At 67.4% G+C, this 15333-nt stretch carries 16 protein-coding genes; 7 read left to right on the plus strand and 9 right to left on the minus strand.

The window, feature by feature from the left end; translation table 11 throughout:
- Positions 1 to 6 precede the first annotated feature (6 nt).
- Complete coding sequence (locus RBJ75_RS07370) at positions 7 to 396, plus strand: YchJ family protein (protein ID WP_044416752.1); 390 nt, start codon at positions 7 to 9, stop codon at positions 394 to 396.
- Between the two features lie 164 nt (positions 397 to 560).
- On the opposite strand, the gene RBJ75_RS07375 is transcribed toward RBJ75_RS07370, so the two are convergent.
- The 6 genes from RBJ75_RS07375 to ipdC all read right to left on the minus strand — a co-directional run bounded on the left by RBJ75_RS07375 (position 561) and on the right by ipdC (position 7871).
- Entirely contained in the window at positions 561 to 704 is a 144-nt protein-coding gene (locus RBJ75_RS07375; RefSeq protein ID WP_276156491.1) for a hypothetical protein, read from the minus strand.
- Between the two features lie 170 nt (positions 705 to 874).
- On the minus strand, positions 875 to 1279 hold the full coding sequence (locus RBJ75_RS07380; protein ID WP_044419249.1) for a host attachment family protein: 405 nt from the start codon (positions 1277 to 1279) through the stop codon (positions 875 to 877).
- Between the two features lie 88 nt (positions 1280 to 1367).
- Positions 1368 to 3014, minus strand: coding sequence for an acyl-CoA dehydrogenase family protein (locus RBJ75_RS07385; protein ID WP_276156492.1), 1647 nt, complete (start codon positions 3012 to 3014; stop codon positions 1368 to 1370).
- Between the two features lie 99 nt (positions 3015 to 3113).
- Complete coding sequence (locus RBJ75_RS07390) at positions 3114 to 5402, minus strand: heavy metal translocating P-type ATPase (protein ID WP_044412913.1); 2289 nt, start codon at positions 5400 to 5402, stop codon at positions 3114 to 3116.
- A gap of 194 nt (positions 5403 to 5596) precedes the next feature.
- The gene (locus RBJ75_RS07395; protein ID WP_152647749.1) at positions 5597 to 6091 is read right to left on the minus strand and encodes a hypothetical protein; all 495 of its coding nucleotides are present in this window, start codon (positions 6089 to 6091) and stop codon (positions 5597 to 5599) included.
- Positions 6092 to 6242: 151 nt separating this feature from the next.
- Positions 6243 to 7871, minus strand: a complete 1629-nt coding sequence (gene ipdC / locus RBJ75_RS07400; RefSeq protein ID WP_044412917.1) for an indolepyruvate/phenylpyruvate decarboxylase — start codon at positions 7869 to 7871, stop codon at positions 6243 to 6245.
- Positions 7872 to 8042: 171 nt separating this feature from the next.
- Between ipdC and RBJ75_RS07405 the strand changes: the two genes are divergently transcribed.
- The 4 genes from RBJ75_RS07405 to dprA all read left to right on the plus strand — a co-directional run bounded on the left by RBJ75_RS07405 (position 8043) and on the right by dprA (position 12346).
- Complete coding sequence (locus RBJ75_RS07405) at positions 8043 to 8996, plus strand: aspartate carbamoyltransferase catalytic subunit (protein WP_044412920.1); 954 nt, start codon at positions 8043 to 8045, stop codon at positions 8994 to 8996.
- 20 nt (positions 8997 to 9016) lie between these two features.
- Positions 9017 to 10318 carry a dihydroorotase gene (locus RBJ75_RS07410; protein WP_044412923.1) on the plus strand — a complete coding sequence of 434 codons (1302 nt, stop codon included), beginning with the start codon at positions 9017 to 9019 and terminating at the stop codon, positions 10316 to 10318.
- Between the two features lie 54 nt (positions 10319 to 10372).
- Positions 10373 to 10963: a glycerol-3-phosphate 1-O-acyltransferase PlsY gene (gene plsY, locus RBJ75_RS07415; protein WP_276156493.1), complete on the plus strand. Its 591-nt coding sequence runs from the start codon at positions 10373 to 10375 to the stop codon at positions 10961 to 10963.
- Between the two features lie 261 nt (positions 10964 to 11224).
- Positions 11225 to 12346: a DNA-processing protein DprA gene (gene dprA / locus RBJ75_RS07420; protein WP_044418903.1), complete on the plus strand. Its 1122-nt coding sequence runs from the start codon at positions 11225 to 11227 to the stop codon at positions 12344 to 12346.
- A gap of 3 nt (positions 12347 to 12349) precedes the next feature.
- Here dprA and RBJ75_RS07425 read toward each other — a convergent pair whose 3' ends face one another.
- The gene (locus RBJ75_RS07425; RefSeq protein WP_044418905.1) at positions 12350 to 12745 is read right to left on the minus strand and encodes a winged helix-turn-helix transcriptional regulator; all 396 of its coding nucleotides are present in this window, start codon (positions 12743 to 12745) and stop codon (positions 12350 to 12352) included.
- A 132-nt stretch (positions 12746 to 12877) separates the two neighbouring features.
- On the opposite strand from RBJ75_RS07425, the gene RBJ75_RS07430 reads away from it, so the two are divergent.
- Positions 12878 to 13492 carry an FMN-dependent NADH-azoreductase gene (locus RBJ75_RS07430; RefSeq protein WP_317528845.1) on the plus strand — a complete coding sequence of 205 codons (615 nt, stop codon included), beginning with the start codon at positions 12878 to 12880 and terminating at the stop codon, positions 13490 to 13492.
- 163 nt (positions 13493 to 13655) lie between these two features.
- On the opposite strand, the gene RBJ75_RS07435 is transcribed toward RBJ75_RS07430, so the two are convergent.
- Positions 13656 to 14429, minus strand: a complete 774-nt coding sequence (locus RBJ75_RS07435) for an SDR family NAD(P)-dependent oxidoreductase (RefSeq protein ID WP_044418595.1) — start codon at positions 14427 to 14429, stop codon at positions 13656 to 13658.
- A 102-nt stretch (positions 14430 to 14531) separates the two neighbouring features.
- On the opposite strand from RBJ75_RS07435, the gene RBJ75_RS07440 reads away from it, so the two are divergent.
- Positions 14532 to 14975: a winged helix-turn-helix transcriptional regulator gene (locus RBJ75_RS07440; protein ID WP_044418587.1), complete on the plus strand. Its 444-nt coding sequence runs from the start codon at positions 14532 to 14534 to the stop codon at positions 14973 to 14975.
- A 3-nt stretch (positions 14976 to 14978) separates the two neighbouring features.
- On the opposite strand, the gene RBJ75_RS07445 is transcribed toward RBJ75_RS07440, so the two are convergent.
- Positions 14979 to 15206 carry a hypothetical protein gene (locus RBJ75_RS07445; protein ID WP_044418589.1) on the minus strand — a complete coding sequence of 76 codons (228 nt, stop codon included), beginning with the start codon at positions 15204 to 15206 and terminating at the stop codon, positions 14979 to 14981.
- Positions 15207 to 15333: the final 127 nt, after the last annotated feature.

The raw sequence follows: 15333 nt of genomic DNA on the forward strand, positions 1-15333 counted from the left end.
AGCGCGATGCAATGCCTGTGCGGCTCCGGCCTGGACTATGAGCAATGCTGCGGGCCGCTGCTGGCCGGCACCCGACCGGCGGCCTCGCCCGAGGCGCTGATGCGTTCGCGCTACACAGCCTTCGCGTTGAACAATTACGACTACGTCTATGAGACCACCGATCCGGAGCGCCGCGACCTGTTCGATCACGACGCCAATCGCGCCTGGATGAGCAGTTCGACTTTCACCGGGCTCGAGGTGTTGAGCCATTCGCAGCGCGGCAGCAAAGGCACGGTCGAATTCATCGCCCGCTTTCGCCGCGACGGCGGCCCCGAACAGCGCCACCACGAACGCTCGCAATTCCGCAAGCATCGCGGCCGCTGGTATTTCTCCGATGGCGAGACGGTGGAGTCCTAAACCGTCACAGGAGGCAACGTGTCCCGGGCGCGATGCGGCACGCAGTGCCGCTTCGCAGAACCGGGACCCCGCTCTTGGCGCAGACAACAACAGCGGGGCCCCGGCTCCGCAGCGCACCACGCCGCTCCGCGGCGCGCTGCGTCCGGGGCACGCATCGGATCAGGCTAAATCTCCGGCAGCGTCAGCAGCGCGCGGCCCTGCTCGAGGCTGAGATCGGCGGCGCCGTAGAGGATGCCCAATTGCGGCTTCAGCCGCGAGGCGGCGAATAATTCGACGTGGGCCGGATGCACCGCGTTCAGCGCAATCACCCCGCCCGCCTCGCGGTCATGCCGGGACGCACCCATCGGGCGAGCGAACCCGGAATCTTGCGGCAAGGCAGAATGCTTGAGCGAGATTCCGGGTTCGCTCGCAGCTATCGCTGCGCGCGCCCCGGAATGACGCCGATTCTCTTGAAGCGCAACGACGCGACTTCGCGAGGTCACGCCGCCGCGATGGTTTTCTCGATATCGTGCAGGGCATGCCCGGTGAGATCCTTGGCGATTTCGCCGCGCAGCACCTCGGACAGTTTCTTGTGATAGCTCTTGCGCAATTCGCCCAAGGTGCGCGGTGCCGCGATGATCACCAGATCGGCGATCTTGCCGTCCAGCACCCGCTTGTTGAGCAATTCGGCAATGCCGCCGGCGAAACCGTCTTCCGCAGCCTGGCTGGCGTCCGGGTTGCCCGAGCTGTTCTGGTGGCCCGATCCGGATCCCGCGTTGACGCTTTCCACTTCCGGCTCAGACATCGCGCTCAGCGCCGGATTGCTCTCGTCGCCGGTGTTCTGGAACAGATTGAACTTCTCGCCGTCGGCGACAGCCACGATTGTTCCTTGGGGAAGCAGCATAAGGTTTCCAATATGTTGGGGTGGCCGATGGTCGGCTGCCGAACCAACCGCTCACCCCGCATATTGTTCCGGATCCGTGGGCGCGCCTTCAGTCGGGCAGCGCCCGCGTCAGCAGTTCGCGGCCCTGCTCGGCGCTGAGATCGGCGGCGCCGTAGAGGATGCCCAATTGCGGCTTCAGCCGCGAGGCGGCGAATAATTCGGCGTGGGCCGGATGCACCGCGTTCAGCGCCGCGGCGGCGGCGAGCTTGGCCAGGGTTTCGACCGCGAGCCGCGCGGCGCGTTCGCTGTCCGGCCGCAGGAACGTCCGCGCGATCAGGCTCGCCGCCTCGGCGGCGCCGGTCAGGCCGGCGGTCTCCATCATCAGCCCCTGCAGCACACTCATCGCCGCGTCGCTTTCGCGCGACAGCGCGCGCAGCACGTCGAGGCACATCACATTGCCGGAGCCTTCCCAGATCGCGTTGACGGGCGCCTCGCGGTAGTGTCGCGCCAAAATCCCGTCCTCGACATAGCCATTGCCGCCGAGGCACTCCATCGCCTCGTAGATGAAGCCCGGCGCGGACTTGCAGACCCAGTATTTCACCGCCGGTGTCAGCAGCCGCATATAGGCGGCCTCATTGGCATCGGCCGGCGCCTCGTCGAAGGCGCGGCACAGCCGCATCACCAGCGCCACCGAGGCCTCGACCTGCAACGCCATGTCGGCCAGCACGGTCTGCATCAAGGGCTGGTCGGCGAGATGTTTCTGGAACACGCTGCGGTGCCTGGCGTGATGCAGCGCATGCGCCAGACCCGAGCGCATCAATCCGGCGGAGGCGATGGCGCAATCCTGCCTGGTCAATTGCACCATCTGGATGATGGTGCGGATGCCGCGCCCCTCCTCGCCGACCCGCAGCGCATAGGCGCCGGTGAACTCGACTTCCGACGAGGCGTTGGAGCGGTTGCCGAGCTTGTCCTTCAGTCGCTGGAACTGCAGCCCATTGACCGAGCCGTCGGGCCGGAACCGCGGCATGAAGAAACAGCTCAGCCCGTCATCGGCCTGGGCGAGCACCAGAAACGCGTCGCACATCGGCGCCGACATGAACCATTTGTGGCCGACAATGCGATAGGCCTCGCCGTCGCGGATCGCGGTCGTGGCGTTGGAGCGGACATCGGTGCCGCCCTGCTTTTCGGTCATGCCCATGCCGATCGTCATGCCGAGCTTATCGGGCCAGGGCGCGAAGCTGTGATCGTAGCGTTTGGAGCCCAGCACCGGCATCACCTGGGCCAACAGATCCGGCTGCGCGCCGAGCGCCGCCACCGCGGCGCGGGTCATCGTCACGGGACACAGATGCCCGGTCTCAACCTGGGCCGCCATGTAGAATTTCGCGGCGCGGATCACCTCGGAGGCGTCGCCGGCCGGCGTGCCGTGGGCAGTCCAGGTCGAATTGTGAATCCCGGCATGAACGCTCTCGGTCATCAGCTCGTGATAGGCCGGATGAAACTCGACCTCGTCGCGGCGCTGGCCGCGGGCGTCGAAGGTTTTCAGCTTCGGGGTGTTCTCATTGGCGAGCCGGCCACGCGCCGCCATCTGCGCCGAGCCCCAATGGTGTCCGAAGGCCGACAGATCGGCATGCGCCGCGCTGCCTTGATTCATCGCCACCGCCTCGACCAGCGGCCGGTCGAGTCCGAACAGATCGACGTCCTCGAATGGCGGCGACTGGTTGAACACCTCGTGGGTGGCGAAGGATGTCTCGGTCATGGCTTCCCCGGTCAGGTCATCAAGGTCAGATCATCGGATTCGGGCCGCATGTTACGCAGAAATCGGCGCGACATCACCCCGCATCGCGCCGACCCGCAGCTAGCCGACCGTCGCCTGGTCGTAGATGTCCTCCTCCTGGGCGTTGTGCATCCGCACCAGGGCCTCGATCGATTCCACCACGCGCTGGGCGTCGCGAATGGCGTAGCGGTCGACGGTCTCGGCGGTCAGCCCGGTGCTGAGCCGCGCCAGCAGCCGGGCCAGATGCATGATCTCGCGATGCGCCCGGCTCATCGCGGTCAGCCCGTGATTGTCGCCGAGCGCCTTGGTGATCCGCGGATAGACCGCGCTTTCGTCGTCACGCTCATGCGCGATGATATTGTCGTCGACCACGCCGCTGGCCTCGGCGATCAGCGCCACGGCCGCCGCCGGATCGGCGTCGTCGAGTTCGTCGGTGATTTCGCGCAGCCGATCCAGCGGGCGCTCCAGCGCCCGGTGCTCGTCGTGCAGCGCAACGGCGGCGCTCGATGACAGCCCGTGCACCCCGGCGCGGCGGCCCGGTCCGAGCGCGCGCAGCGCGTTGAGGATCACCGCGACGTCGATCGCCTCCTGGATCAGCGCACCCGCCACCGGCGTCAGATAGCCGAAGGCCGCGGCCAGCATGGCGACGGCCGACAGCGCCATGCCGACGCCGATGCTTTGCAGTGCGATGCGGTAGGCGCGCCTTGCAATCACCACGGCGTCCGAGACGCGATCGAGCCGGTCGACCAGGATCACCACATCGGCGGCCTCCGACGACGCGGTGGCGCCGCGCGCGCCCATCGCGATGCCGACTTCGGCGGCGGCCAGCGCCGGCGCGTCATTGATGCCGTCGCCGACCATCAAGGTCGGGTGCAGCCGCTGCTCGATCGTCACCGCTTCGAGCTTTTCCGCCGGGGCGCGCTCCGACAACACCTCGTCGAGATCGAGCGCGGCCGCGATGGTCTCGGCGGATTCCGCGCGGTCGCCGGTCACCATCACGATGCGGACGATGCCGGCGGCGCGCAGCGCCTGTACCGCGCGCGGCGTCTCGCGGCGCAATTCGTCGGCCAGCAGCAGCGCGCCGATCGGGCGATCGTCGACGGCGACGAAGACACACAGCGCCGATCGCCACGACGCCCGGCGTAGCGCCCGCATTGCCCAATCGGCCGGCCGCGCATGGCCGAATGCCAGATCCTGCGATCCGATCCGCACCCGCGCGCCGCCGATCAGCCCTTCCAGTCCCGCGCCATGGGTCTCGCGCACCTGCTGCGGCATCTCGAGCGAGAGCCCGCGGAGCTTGGCCGCCGCGACGATCGAACTCGCCACCACATGTTGCGAGGATTGCTCCAATGAGGCGGCGAGCCGCAGCACCTCGTCGGCACCCTGCTCTGGCGCGCATTCGATCGCCACCAGCCGCGCGCCGCCGACCGTCAGCGTCCCGGTCTTGTCGAACAACACGGTGCGGGCGCGCGCCAGCGCTTCCAGCGGCCCGCCACCCTTGATCAGGATGCCGCGCCGCGCCGCCTGGGCGATGCCGGCGACGAAGGCCACCGGCGCGGCCAGGATCAGCGGACATGGCGTTGCCACCACCAGCACGGCAAGCGCCCGAATGCTGTCGCCCGATAACCACCAGGCGGCGCCCGCCATCGCCACGGTGACCGGCAGCAGCAGCAGCGCGAAGCGATCGGCGACGCGGATGAAGGGCGACTTGCCGGCCTGGGCGGCTTCCACCAGCCGGACGATGCCGGCGTAGGTACTTTCGCCGGCGCTGGCCGAGGCAATCATCTCGAAACTGTCGCCGGCATTCACGGTGCCGCTGCGCACCAGATCGCCGCGCGCGCGCGCCACTGGAATCGGCTCGCCGGTCAGCGCCGATTCATCCAGCGTCGCCGCCGCCGAATTGACGCTGCCGTCGACCGGCACCACCTCCCCGGAGCGCACCAGCAGCAAATCGTCGATCGCCACGGCGTCGATGGCGATATCCGCCACGGCGTCGCCGCGCCGCAGATGCGCAATGCGCGGCGCGCGGTCGGCCAGCGCCCGCAAATCGCGTTGCGCGCGCGACACCGCGAAATCCTCCAGCACATTGCCGCCGGCCACCATCACGGCCACCACCGAGGCGGCCAGGTTTTCGCCAAAGCCGAGCGCCGCGCTCATCGACAGCAGAGCCACCGCATCGACGCCAAATCGGCCGGCGAGGACATCGCGCAGGATCGCCACCGCCAGCGCGATCACCACCGGCACGGTGCCGATGAGCCAGATCAGGCTGGCCCAATCGTCGCGCCCGAACGCGTAGCGCGCGCCCAGCCCGGCGGCGAGGCCGCATAGAGCGATCACGATCAGCGATCGGCGCATCAGGCTCTCGGTCATCTTGTCCCCATGGCACGGCGCGGCGCGCGATCATAGCCGATGATTGCATCAACTACGCGTCCGTAGTTGCGACTGATACGCGCGAGCGACGCTCGCAATGCAGCATCAGCGCCGACCGTTCTGCCTGAGCCAAGCTGTCAGCTGGCTCACCGAGCTGGCAAAGCCCACCGCGGGTTGCGCGCGGACCGCGACGGTCAGGCCGCAAAGCGGATCGGCGCCAGTCCCGCAGCGGCCGTGCTTATTCGTTGCGCCAATTGCCTTGCCCGCGCCAGACAGTCCGCCGCGCTGCCGCGCTCGGCATGGCTCACCGTGGCGTCAATGGCGCGCCGCTCCGCGGCGGGGCCGAACATGGTGATCAACTCGCTGGTCACCCGCGCGGCGGCCTGCAGCAGCACGCGCGTCTCATCGGCATCGAACGTGCCGTCGACATGATCGAGCAGCCGGGCCAGCTGCCAGATCCGGGACGACAGCGCCTGGGTATGACGCTGCGCGATATCGCCGGCGGCCTCCGACCGCTCAGCCGGCCGCAGCAGCGGCGACTGGCTCTCAACCAGGCACAAAGCGGTTTCGAACGCATAGCCCGCGATGCTTTCGCCCGTCGACCAGGCGGCCGGATCGCCGTCATCGCCGCCGAAGCGGACGGTCCGTGCATGCGCGACGAGATGTGTGCTGCTGTTGCTATGGGACATCGTCTTGGCCTCCAACTGCCCGATGCGACCAATCGCATCGACGACGGCAATCTGCGCCAGAGCCGCTGACCGGCCGCTGTCCGGCGGTGTCAGGCGATTGTCATCGGGCAGCGGGGCCGTCGCGGCCCGGGGGCGCCGAGCCGCGAACCGATCACGCCATCCGTTCGCGCGCGGCCTTAAAGCCTTTGACGAAGCGCGCCAGCGTGTCGGAGGTGACGCCGCGCGGCAGCATTACCTCGATCAGCGAAAACTGCCCGCGTCGGACCACGGCGGCGTCGAGCGCGCTGGCCAATTCGGCCCGGGTCGTCACCCGCAGGCCATGGCCGCCGATCGATTTGGCGATGTCGGCGAAATGCCAGTCGTCGAGATCGTTGAATTTCGATTCCGGCTGGAACACCCGCAGCATTTCCCAGCTGCAATTGTTGAACAGCACCACGATCGGATCGAGGCCGTAGCGCTTGCAATTGCCGAGTTCCCAGCCGGTCATCTGGAACGCGCCGTCGCCGACCAGCACCAGCGGGCGGCGGCCGATCGCCGCCACGCCGAACCCGGCCGGCACGCCGAAGCCCATCCCGGCATAATAGCCGGGCGCGGCCAAGGCAGTGTTGTCGATTTCCATCGCGGTGAATAGGCAATCGCCGATATCGGCGGTCATCGGCATCTTGCCGTGGCGGTCGAACAGGTCATTGATGGCGGCGGCGATGTCCGAGGGCGCGATCGGGTGATCATCGGCCGGCAGCCCGCGCGGATAGGCCATACCCTGCCCCGGCTGGCGCGGCCGCGGCGGATGCTGCGTGGCGCTATCGATGAGCCCGGCGATCAGGTCCGCCAGCGGCAGGTCGCGATAGAGGTGATGGCCGACCTGAACCTCGCGGCCGGCGGCGAAGATGGTGCGGCGCGGGTCCGGCGCATTGGTCGACAGCGCGAAATTGGTGTCCGACAGGATCACGCCGACCATCAACACCAGATCGGCGTCGTCGACCAGCGCCGACACCGCCGGATCGCCGGCGGCGCCGAGATAAGTTCCGGCGACGACGTCGGCCGCGGCCAGCAATCCGCGCCCCATGAAGGTTGTCACCACCGGGATCCCGAGCTTGCGCGCCAGCGCCGCGACCTGATCCTCGATGCCGTAGCGGCGGATCTCGACATCGACCACCAGCACCGGCGATTTGGCCTTGGCGATCCGCGTCAGGATTTCCTCGGTGCATTCGCCGAGCGCGCCCGGTTCGGCGGCGCGGCGCGGCAGGCGTTTAACCGGCTCGACCCTGGCCTCGACCATGTCGCGGGGAAATTCGATATAGACCGGCAGCGACAATTCCATCGCGCTGCGCAACACCCGGGCGATTTCAGCCGGCGCGGTCGCGGGATCGGTCAGCACCGCCTGGTCGCAGGTGAATTCCCGGAATACCGCCAGCTGGGTGTCGACGGTGCGGACCTGGTGATGCAGCAGATAGCCCGAGGCGCGCTCACGCGCCCCCGGCGCGCCGGCGATCACCACGACGGGCGAGCGCTCCGCATAGGCGCCGGCGATCGAATTCACCAGATTGAAGGCGCCGGCCCCATAGGTCACCGCCGCCACGCCGATGCCGCCATGATAGCGCGCCGCAGCGTCGGCGGCGAAGCCGACCGCCGGTTCATGGCTCAGCGTGAAATAAGGCAGCGTGCCGCTTTCCTCGATCACCTTGAAGAATGGCAGCACGAAATCGCCCGGAATGCCGAAAATCTCCTTGGCGCCGTGGTCCTTGAGGGCGTCGAGCAGGGCTTGAGCGAGTGTCGGCATGTGCAATCCTGACATGGTGTCGATGACGCTGCCGGACTTATCTACCAGAGCGGCCGAAACAGACCAATATCGCGCGCCCACCACCGTCTTCCGACGCAGCGGGGGATTATTCCGGCGAGCTGCTTTTCGGCCTTGCCCCGTTTTGCAACTCTGCCTATAGCTCTTGCTTTAATGACCCCTGCATCAAAATCGACTTTTGTCCTCGCGCACCGGCATTTGCTGGGAATTGAGGGACTTTCCGCTGCCGACATTACCGGCCTGCTCGACCTCGCCGAGGAATATGTCGAGCTCAACCGGCAGATCGACAAGAAGCGCACCTCGTTGCGCGGCCGCACCCAGGTCAATCTGTTCTTCGAGGCCTCGACGCGGACCCAATCCTCGTTCGAAATCGCCGGCAAACGGCTCGGCGCCGATGTGATGAACATGTCGGTGTCGTCGTCCTCGATGCGCAAGGGCGAGACGCTGATGGATACCGCGGTGACGCTGAACGCGATGCACCCCGACATTCTGGTGGTGCGCCACCATGCGTCGGGCGCGGTCGAGCTCTTGGCGCGAAAAGTCGACGGTTCGGTGATCAATGCCGGCGACGGCGCCCATGAACATCCCACGCAGGCGCTGCTCGACGCGCTGACGATCCGCCGCAACAAGGGCCGGCTCGAGGGCCTGGTGATTGCGATCTGCGGCGACGTCACACATTCGCGGGTGGCGCGCTCCAACATCATCCTGCTCAACACTATGGGCGCCCGCGTCCGCGTGGTGGCGCCCTCGACGCTGCTGCCGCCCGGCATCGAGCGGATGGGCGTCGACGTTCATCGCGACATGCGCGAGGGGCTCGACGGCGCCGACATCGTGATGATGCTGCGGCTGCAGCGCGAGCGGATGAACGGCTCGTTCGTGCCGTCGTCGGGCGAATATTTCCAGTATTTCGGGCTCGACCAGAAAAAGCTGGCCTATGCCAAGCCGGACGCGCTGGTGATGCATCCGGGGCCGATGAATCGCGGCGTCGAGATCGATTCGATCGTGGCCGACGGCGCGCAGTCGCTGATCCGCGAACAGGTGGAAATGGGCGTGGCGGTGCGGATGGCAGTGCTCGAAGCGCTGGCCCGCAACCTCCCCAACGCGTGATGCCTAAACCGGGATATTCGATGCTGACCGACCGCCGTCCGATATTGCTCGCCAATGCCCGCCTGATCGATCCGGCGCGCGATTTCGACGGCGTCGGCGACGTGCTGATCGCCGACGGCGTGATCCGCGAGGCGCGCCGCGGCATCGGCGCCGCCGGCGTCCCCGAGGGCACCGACATCGTCAATTGCGCCGGCATGATCGTGGCGCCAGGGCTGATCGACATGCGCGCTTTCGTCGGCGAGCCCGGCGCCAGCCATCGCGAGACCTTCGCCTCGGCCAGCCAGGCCGCCGCCGTCGGCGGCATCACCACCATCATCTGCCAGCCCGACACCTCGCCGGTGATCGACAATTCGGCGACGGTGGATTTCGTGATGCGCCGCGCCCGCGACACCGCGATCGTCAACATCCATCCGATGGCGGCGCTGACCAAGGGCATGAACGGCGTCGAGATGACCGAGATCGGCCTGCTCAAGGCCGCCGGCGCCGTCGCCTTCACCGATGGCGAGCATAGCGTGATGAACGCCCAGGTGATGCGCCGCGCCTTGACCTATGCGCGCGATTTCGACGCGCTGATCGTGCATCACACCGAGGATCCCGATCTGGTCGGCGAAGGGGTGATGAATGAGGGCGAATTCGCCAGCCGGCTCGGCCTGGTCGGCATCCCCAACGCCGCCGAGACGGTGGTGCTGGAACGCGACATCCGCCTGGTGATGCTGACCCGTGGCCGCTATCACGCCGCCTCCGTCACCTGCATCGAGTCGCTCGAGATCCTGCAGCGCGCCCGCGACCTCGGCCTGCCGGTGTCGGCCTCGGTGTCGATCAATCATCTGACGCTGAACGAAAACGACATCGGCCCCTACCGCACCTTCCTGAAACTGTCGCCGCCGCTGCGCAGCGAGGACGATCGCAAGGCGCTGGTCGCGGCCGTCGCCTCGGGGCTGATCGACGTCATCATGTCGGATCACAATCCGCAGGATGTCGAGACCAAACGGCTGCCCTTCGCCGAAGCCACTCCCGGGGCGATCGGGCTGGAGACGATGCTGCCGGCCGGGCTGCGGCTGATCCACAATGGCGAGATGGATTTTCTGACGCTGATCCGCGCGATGTCGACCCGCCCGGCCGAACTGCTCGGCCTGCCCGGCGGCACGCTGCGCGCGGGCGCACCGGCCGATCTCATCGTGATCGACGCCGAAGTGCCGTGGGTGGTCGATCCGGACGAGTTGAAATCGAAATGCAAGAACACCCCGTTCGACGAGGCGCGGTTCTCCGGCCGGGTGGCGCGCACCATCGTCGGCGGCCGCACCGTGTATGAACATGTCTGAGCGCGACCAGACGCCACTGTTGCATCCGCTCGCGCGCCCTGATGAGATGGACCGATGATCGGGATCTATATCGCAGCTGTGGTACTGGGCTATCTGCTCGGCTCGATTCCATTCGGCCTGATCCTGACCCGGCTCGCCGGCACCCAGGATCTGCGCAGCGTCGGCTCCGGCAATATCGGCGCCACCAACGTGCTGCGCACCGGCCGCAAGGGCCTGGCCGCCGCGACGCTGCTCGGCGACGCGCTGAAGGGCACCGTTGCGGTGGTCATCGCGTCGTCGTTCGGCGGCGCCGAAGCCGCAATGCTGGCGGCGCTCGGCGCCTTTCTCGGCCATCTGTTTCCGGTCTGGCTGAAATTCAAGGGCGGCAAGGGCGTCGCGGTCTATATCGGCGTGCTGATCGGGCTGTTCTGGCCGGCAGCCGTGGTGTTCTGCGTGCTGTGGCTCGCTACCGCCCTCACCTCGCGCTACTCGTCGCTGTCCGCGCTGGTCGCCGCCTTCATCACCCCGATTTTTCTGTGGTGGTTCGGCCACCCCGCTCTGGCCTCGCTATTCGCGGTATTGACCCTGCTGCTGTTCTACATGCACCGCGACAACATCGCGCGGCTGCAGGCCGGCACCGAAGGCAAGATCGGCGAGAAGAAGTAGCGACGTGGCCGGTGACGGCCGGGGCGTCGCTTGGTTGCCGAAGTCGTGTCGGCTGCGTCGCCGCATTATCAGCCGTCATCCCCGCGAAAGCGGGGACCCAGTACGCCGCAGCCTTGGCGGTAATTTTCAACGCTCTGGAATACTGGGTCGGCCGCTTGCACGGGCGATGACGGTGGTCGCGTGGCTCGGCTGCGTAGTATCGTGGCCGCCGATCTTGTCCACACGCAAAACTTGCGCGACACTGCGGCGCGGGGGCAGCGCGTGGACAATCGCGAGAGCAGCACAACACACCTCACCGAGGCGCAGCGGATCGATTGGCTGCGGCTGATCCGCTCCGACAATGTCGGGCCGCGCACCTTCCGCTCTCTGGTCAATCATTTCGGCTCGGCCCGCGCGGCGCTCGACGCTTTGCCCGATCTGGCGCGGCGCGGCGGTGCCGCCCGGCCCGGGCGTATCGTGTCCGAGCACGAGGCGCAGCGCGAGCTCATCGCAAGTCACAAGCTCGGCGTGACGCTGGTGGCGCCCGGCGAGCCCGGCTATCCGCCGCGTTTGGCGCTGATCGACGACGCCCCGCCACTTCTCGGCGTTCGCGGCGCGACAGAGACACTGATGCGGCCGATGATCGCCATCGTCGGCTCGCGCAACGCCTCGGGCGCCGGGCTGAAATTCGCCGAGCGGCTGGCGCGCGACCTCGGCGATGCCGGCTTCGTCATCGTCTCCGGCCTGGCGCGCGGCATCGACCAGGCCGCGCATCGCGCCAGCCTCGGCGGCGGCACCGTCGCAGTCATGGCCGGCGGCCATGACAAAATCTATCCGCCCGAGCATGACGAATTGCTGGCGCAGATCCTGCGCCAGATGGGTGCTGCGATCTGCGAAATGCCGCTCGGCCATGTGGCGCGCGCCCGCGACTTCCCGCGCCGCAACAGGCTGATCTCCGGCGTGGCGCTCGGCGTCGCGGTGATCGAGGCGGCGCATCGCTCCGGCTCGCTGATCACCGCGCGGATCGCCGCCGAACAGGGCCGCGAAGTATTCGCGGTGCCGGGCTCACCGCTCGATCCGCGCGCCGCCGGCACCAACGAGCTGATCAAGCAGGGCGCGGCGCTGATCACCGAGGCCGCCGACATCATCAACGCGGTGGCGCCGATCCTGGAACGGCCGATCGAATTGCCGAGCCGCGAGCCCGACGAACTGCCGCCGATCGAGGAGCCGGCGCAGGGCGACCGCGCCCGCATCACCGCCCTGCTCGGGCCGAGCCCGATCGGCCTCGACGATCTGATCCGGCTGTCCGATGTGGCGCCTGCGGTGGTGCGCACCGTGCTGCTCGAACTCGAACTCGCCGGACGGCTGGAGCGCCACGGCAACGGGCTGGTGTCGTTGCTGTGACAATCAGCGCGCCGCGTTACGGCGATCGAAGGCCTGCCGCGCGCTTTCGATCTGCGGCTGATGCTGCCGCGCCCACCTGCCGAGCTGTTTGACCGGCACGCTCAGGCCGCGGCCGAGATCGGTGAGCTCGTAATCGACCCGCGGCGGAATGGTCGGAAACACCGTGCGGGTGACCAGGCCGTCGCGTTCCAGCCCGCGCAGCGTCAGGGTCAGCATCCGCTGCGAAATACCGCCGACCATCCGCTTCAACTCATTGAAGCGGCGCGGCCCGTCGCCCAGCAGCATGATGACGTAGACGCTCCATTTGTCGCCGATCCGCGCGAAAACCGGAGCCACGCCCTGGCATTCGCTGCTGATATGCGGGGGCAGCGGCACGGTTACAGTGCTGTGCCCGGGCACCTCACTGTGCGTGGGCACCTCGCTGTGCGCGGGCAGTTCGCTGTGCTCGGGTTTCAAAATAGTGCCTTCTTGTGCGGTTTGGACAGTCACTCATAGTGCGTCGGTTACAAACCTATACCAAGGACGATGCAAATGAAACTGCTCCACATCGACTCCAGCGTGCTCGGCGCGCTTTCCGTCAGCCGTCAGGTCTCGGCCGCCATCGTCGAGCGCCTCAGCGGGGCCACGCCCGGGGTCGAAATCATCTATCGCGATCTCGCCGCCACACCGCTGGCGCACCTGTCGGGCGCACATCTCGCCGCAGCGCAGGGCGCTGCGGCCGACACTGCACTCCTGCCCGATCTTGCCGCTGGCCAAGCCGTGCTGGAGGAATTTCTGGCCGCCGACATCGTGGTGATCGGCGCACCGATGTATAATTTCTCGATCCCGACCCAACTGAAGTCGTGGATCGATCGCATCGCGGTGGCCGGCAAGACATTCCGCTACGACGCCTCCGGCGTCCACCAGGGTCTCGTCGGCGGCAAGCGGGTCATCATCGCCTTGTCGCGGGGTAATTTTTACGGTGCCGGCGCCCCCGCCGCGATCTACGAGCATGCCGAAAGCTATTTGCGCGGCGTGTTCGGCTTCATCGGGGTGACCGATATCGAACTGATCGTTGCCGAGGGCATCGGCAAGGGTCCGGAGCATCGCGAACAGTCGATCGCCGGCGCCTTGCAGGCCGCGACGCAACTGCGCGCCGTGGCGTAGCGGCGCGACGGCCGCCCTCGCCGCAAAAAGCAACGGCCCGAAGTGAAATCACTTCGAGCCATCTTTAGAGGCGGACGTACATCCGGCCCGCCTCCTGCTGACGACCATCGTCAACTATCGCAGTTAACGATCCGTTAACGACAGGCTGATGACTTGCCGCGATCTAGCCGCGATAGATCGGCGCACCGGCCGGCGACGCGGTGGCACCGCCGTCAACGAAGATCTCCTGGCCCTGGATATGCGCCGCCTCGTCCGAGGCCAGGAACAGCACGGTGGCGGCGACGTGGTCGGGTTCGCCGAGATGGCCGAGCGGCGTGCTCAGCGCGATCCGCTGTTCGAACGCCCGCTCCGCCTCCGGGGTCGCGATCGCCGCGCCCCAGATCGGGGTCCGGATCGCGCCCGGCGCAACCACGTTGACGCGGATGCCGCGCGGCGACAATTCCGACGCCATCACCCGCGCCATCGCCCGCACCCCGGCCTTGCTGGCTGCATAGGCGGCATAGCCCGGAATCCCCAGCACGCTGGTCACCGAGCCGTTGAGGATGATCGAGGCGTTGTCGTTGAGATGCGGCAGTGCCGCCTGCACGGTGAAGAACACCCCGGTCAGGTTGGTGCCGATCACGCTGGCGAAGGCGTCCGGCGTGGTCGCGCCGAGCGGCGAGCCGGCAGCGATGCCCGCATTGGCGAACAGGATGTCGAGCTTGCCGAACCGCTCTACCGCCGCGGCGATCGCCGCCTCGGTAGCCTCCGTATCGGTGGCGTCGGCAACGAAGCCGATGGCGTTGCCGCCGAGCTCGGCCACCACGGCATCGAGCCGGGCGCGGTTGCGGCCGGTGATGGCGACCCGGGCGCCTTCGGCCACGAAGCGTCTGGCGGTGGCCAGTCCGATGCCGCTGTTGCCGCCGGTAATCAAGGCCGTCTTGTTTGCCAATCGCATCGCCCGCTCCATGTGGTTGCATATTGAAACTAGATCGACATTTAGCGGCGATGGTTTCATAATGCAACCATCGAGCAACCGATTTGCAGGCGAGGCCCCGCGATGGTGAAACGCACCCGTTTCGAACACGACGCCTGCCCGATCGCCCGTGCGCTCGACTCGCTGGGCGACGGCTGGTCGCTGCTGATCCTGCGCGACGCCTTTTTGGGGATCAGCCGGTTCAGCGCGTTTCAGAAGAGCCTGGGCGTCGCCAAGAACATCCTCGCGGCGCGGTTGCGCGCGCTGGTTGTGCACGGCCTGCTGCGTGAGGCCCCGGCCGCCGACGGCAGTGCCTATAAGGACTACCTGCTGACCGACAAGGGCCGCGCGGCGTTTCCGGTGCTGGTGGCGCTGCGGCAGTGGAGCGAGGCCTATGGCTTCGAGGGCGAGACGGTGACGACCGCGCTGGTCGACCGCAGCTCGCGGCGGCGGGTTAAGCTGGAATTGCGCGCCGCCGACGGCCGCCTGCTCGGCCCCGGCGATATCGAAATGGTGTCCGCGGGATAGCGCCTATTCGCCGGGCTGCTGCGGCGGCGGGGTCCGGCGCAGCCGCACCATCTCCTGGGCCTCCAGCAGCGCCATTTCCAGCAGATAGGCCAGCATCTCAAGGCGGTGGATTCGCGCCAGATGCAGCAGGTCGGCGATGGCTTCGGAGATATAGCCCGCGGCCTCGACAGGGCCGCCGTCGCGCTCCATCGGGTCCGTGGGTGGCTGATCGCTCCTGCGCCGCGACGACATCAACCAAGTCCTTCCGAAAGCCGGGCCACCACGCACATCTACGGGCTTTTTATAGATTTACTCGCTATGGTTGTGCAACCCCTGGTTTTAGTAAAACCGAATCGCACTGTTTTTGAGGCTCCGGAAC

This window comes from Rhodopseudomonas sp. BAL398 (assembly GCF_033001325.1).
Lineage (GTDB): Bacteria > Pseudomonadota > Alphaproteobacteria > Rhizobiales > Xanthobacteraceae > JARJEH01.

Coding starts and splice junctions, on each gene's coding strand:
- plsY (WP_276156493.1), top strand. CDS start 10,373: ATGATCGGGATCTATATCGCAGCTGTGGTACTGGGCTATCTGCTCGGC.
- RBJ75_RS07440 (WP_044418587.1), top strand. CDS start 14,532: ATGGTGAAACGCACCCGTTTCGAACACGACGCCTGCCCGATCGCCCGT.
- RBJ75_RS07385 (WP_276156492.1), bottom strand. CDS start 3,014: ATGACCGAGACATCCTTCGCCACCCACGAGGTGTTCAACCAGTCGCCG.
- RBJ75_RS07410 (WP_044412923.1), top strand. CDS start 9,017: ATGCTGACCGACCGCCGTCCGATATTGCTCGCCAATGCCCGCCTGATC.
- ipdC (WP_044412917.1), bottom strand. CDS start 7,871: ATGCCGACACTCGCTCAAGCCCTGCTCGACGCCCTCAAGGACCACGGC.
- RBJ75_RS07380 (WP_044419249.1), bottom strand. CDS start 1,279: ATGCTGCTTCCCCAAGGAACAATCGTGGCTGTCGCCGACGGCGAGAAG.
- RBJ75_RS07405 (WP_044412920.1), top strand. CDS start 8,043: ATGACCCCTGCATCAAAATCGACTTTTGTCCTCGCGCACCGGCATTTG.
- RBJ75_RS07435 (WP_044418595.1), bottom strand. CDS start 14,429: ATGCGATTGGCAAACAAGACGGCCTTGATTACCGGCGGCAACAGCGGC.
- RBJ75_RS07395 (WP_152647749.1), bottom strand. CDS start 6,091: ATGTCCCATAGCAACAGCAGCACACATCTCGTCGCGCATGCACGGACC.
- RBJ75_RS07445 (WP_044418589.1), bottom strand. CDS start 15,206: ATGTCGTCGCGGCGCAGGAGCGATCAGCCACCCACGGACCCGATGGAG.
- RBJ75_RS07390 (WP_044412913.1), bottom strand. CDS start 5,402: ATGACCGAGAGCCTGATGCGCCGATCGCTGATCGTGATCGCTCTATGC.
- RBJ75_RS07430 (WP_317528845.1), top strand. CDS start 12,878: ATGAAACTGCTCCACATCGACTCCAGCGTGCTCGGCGCGCTTTCCGTC.
- RBJ75_RS07370 (WP_044416752.1), top strand. CDS start 7: ATGCAATGCCTGTGCGGCTCCGGCCTGGACTATGAGCAATGCTGCGGG.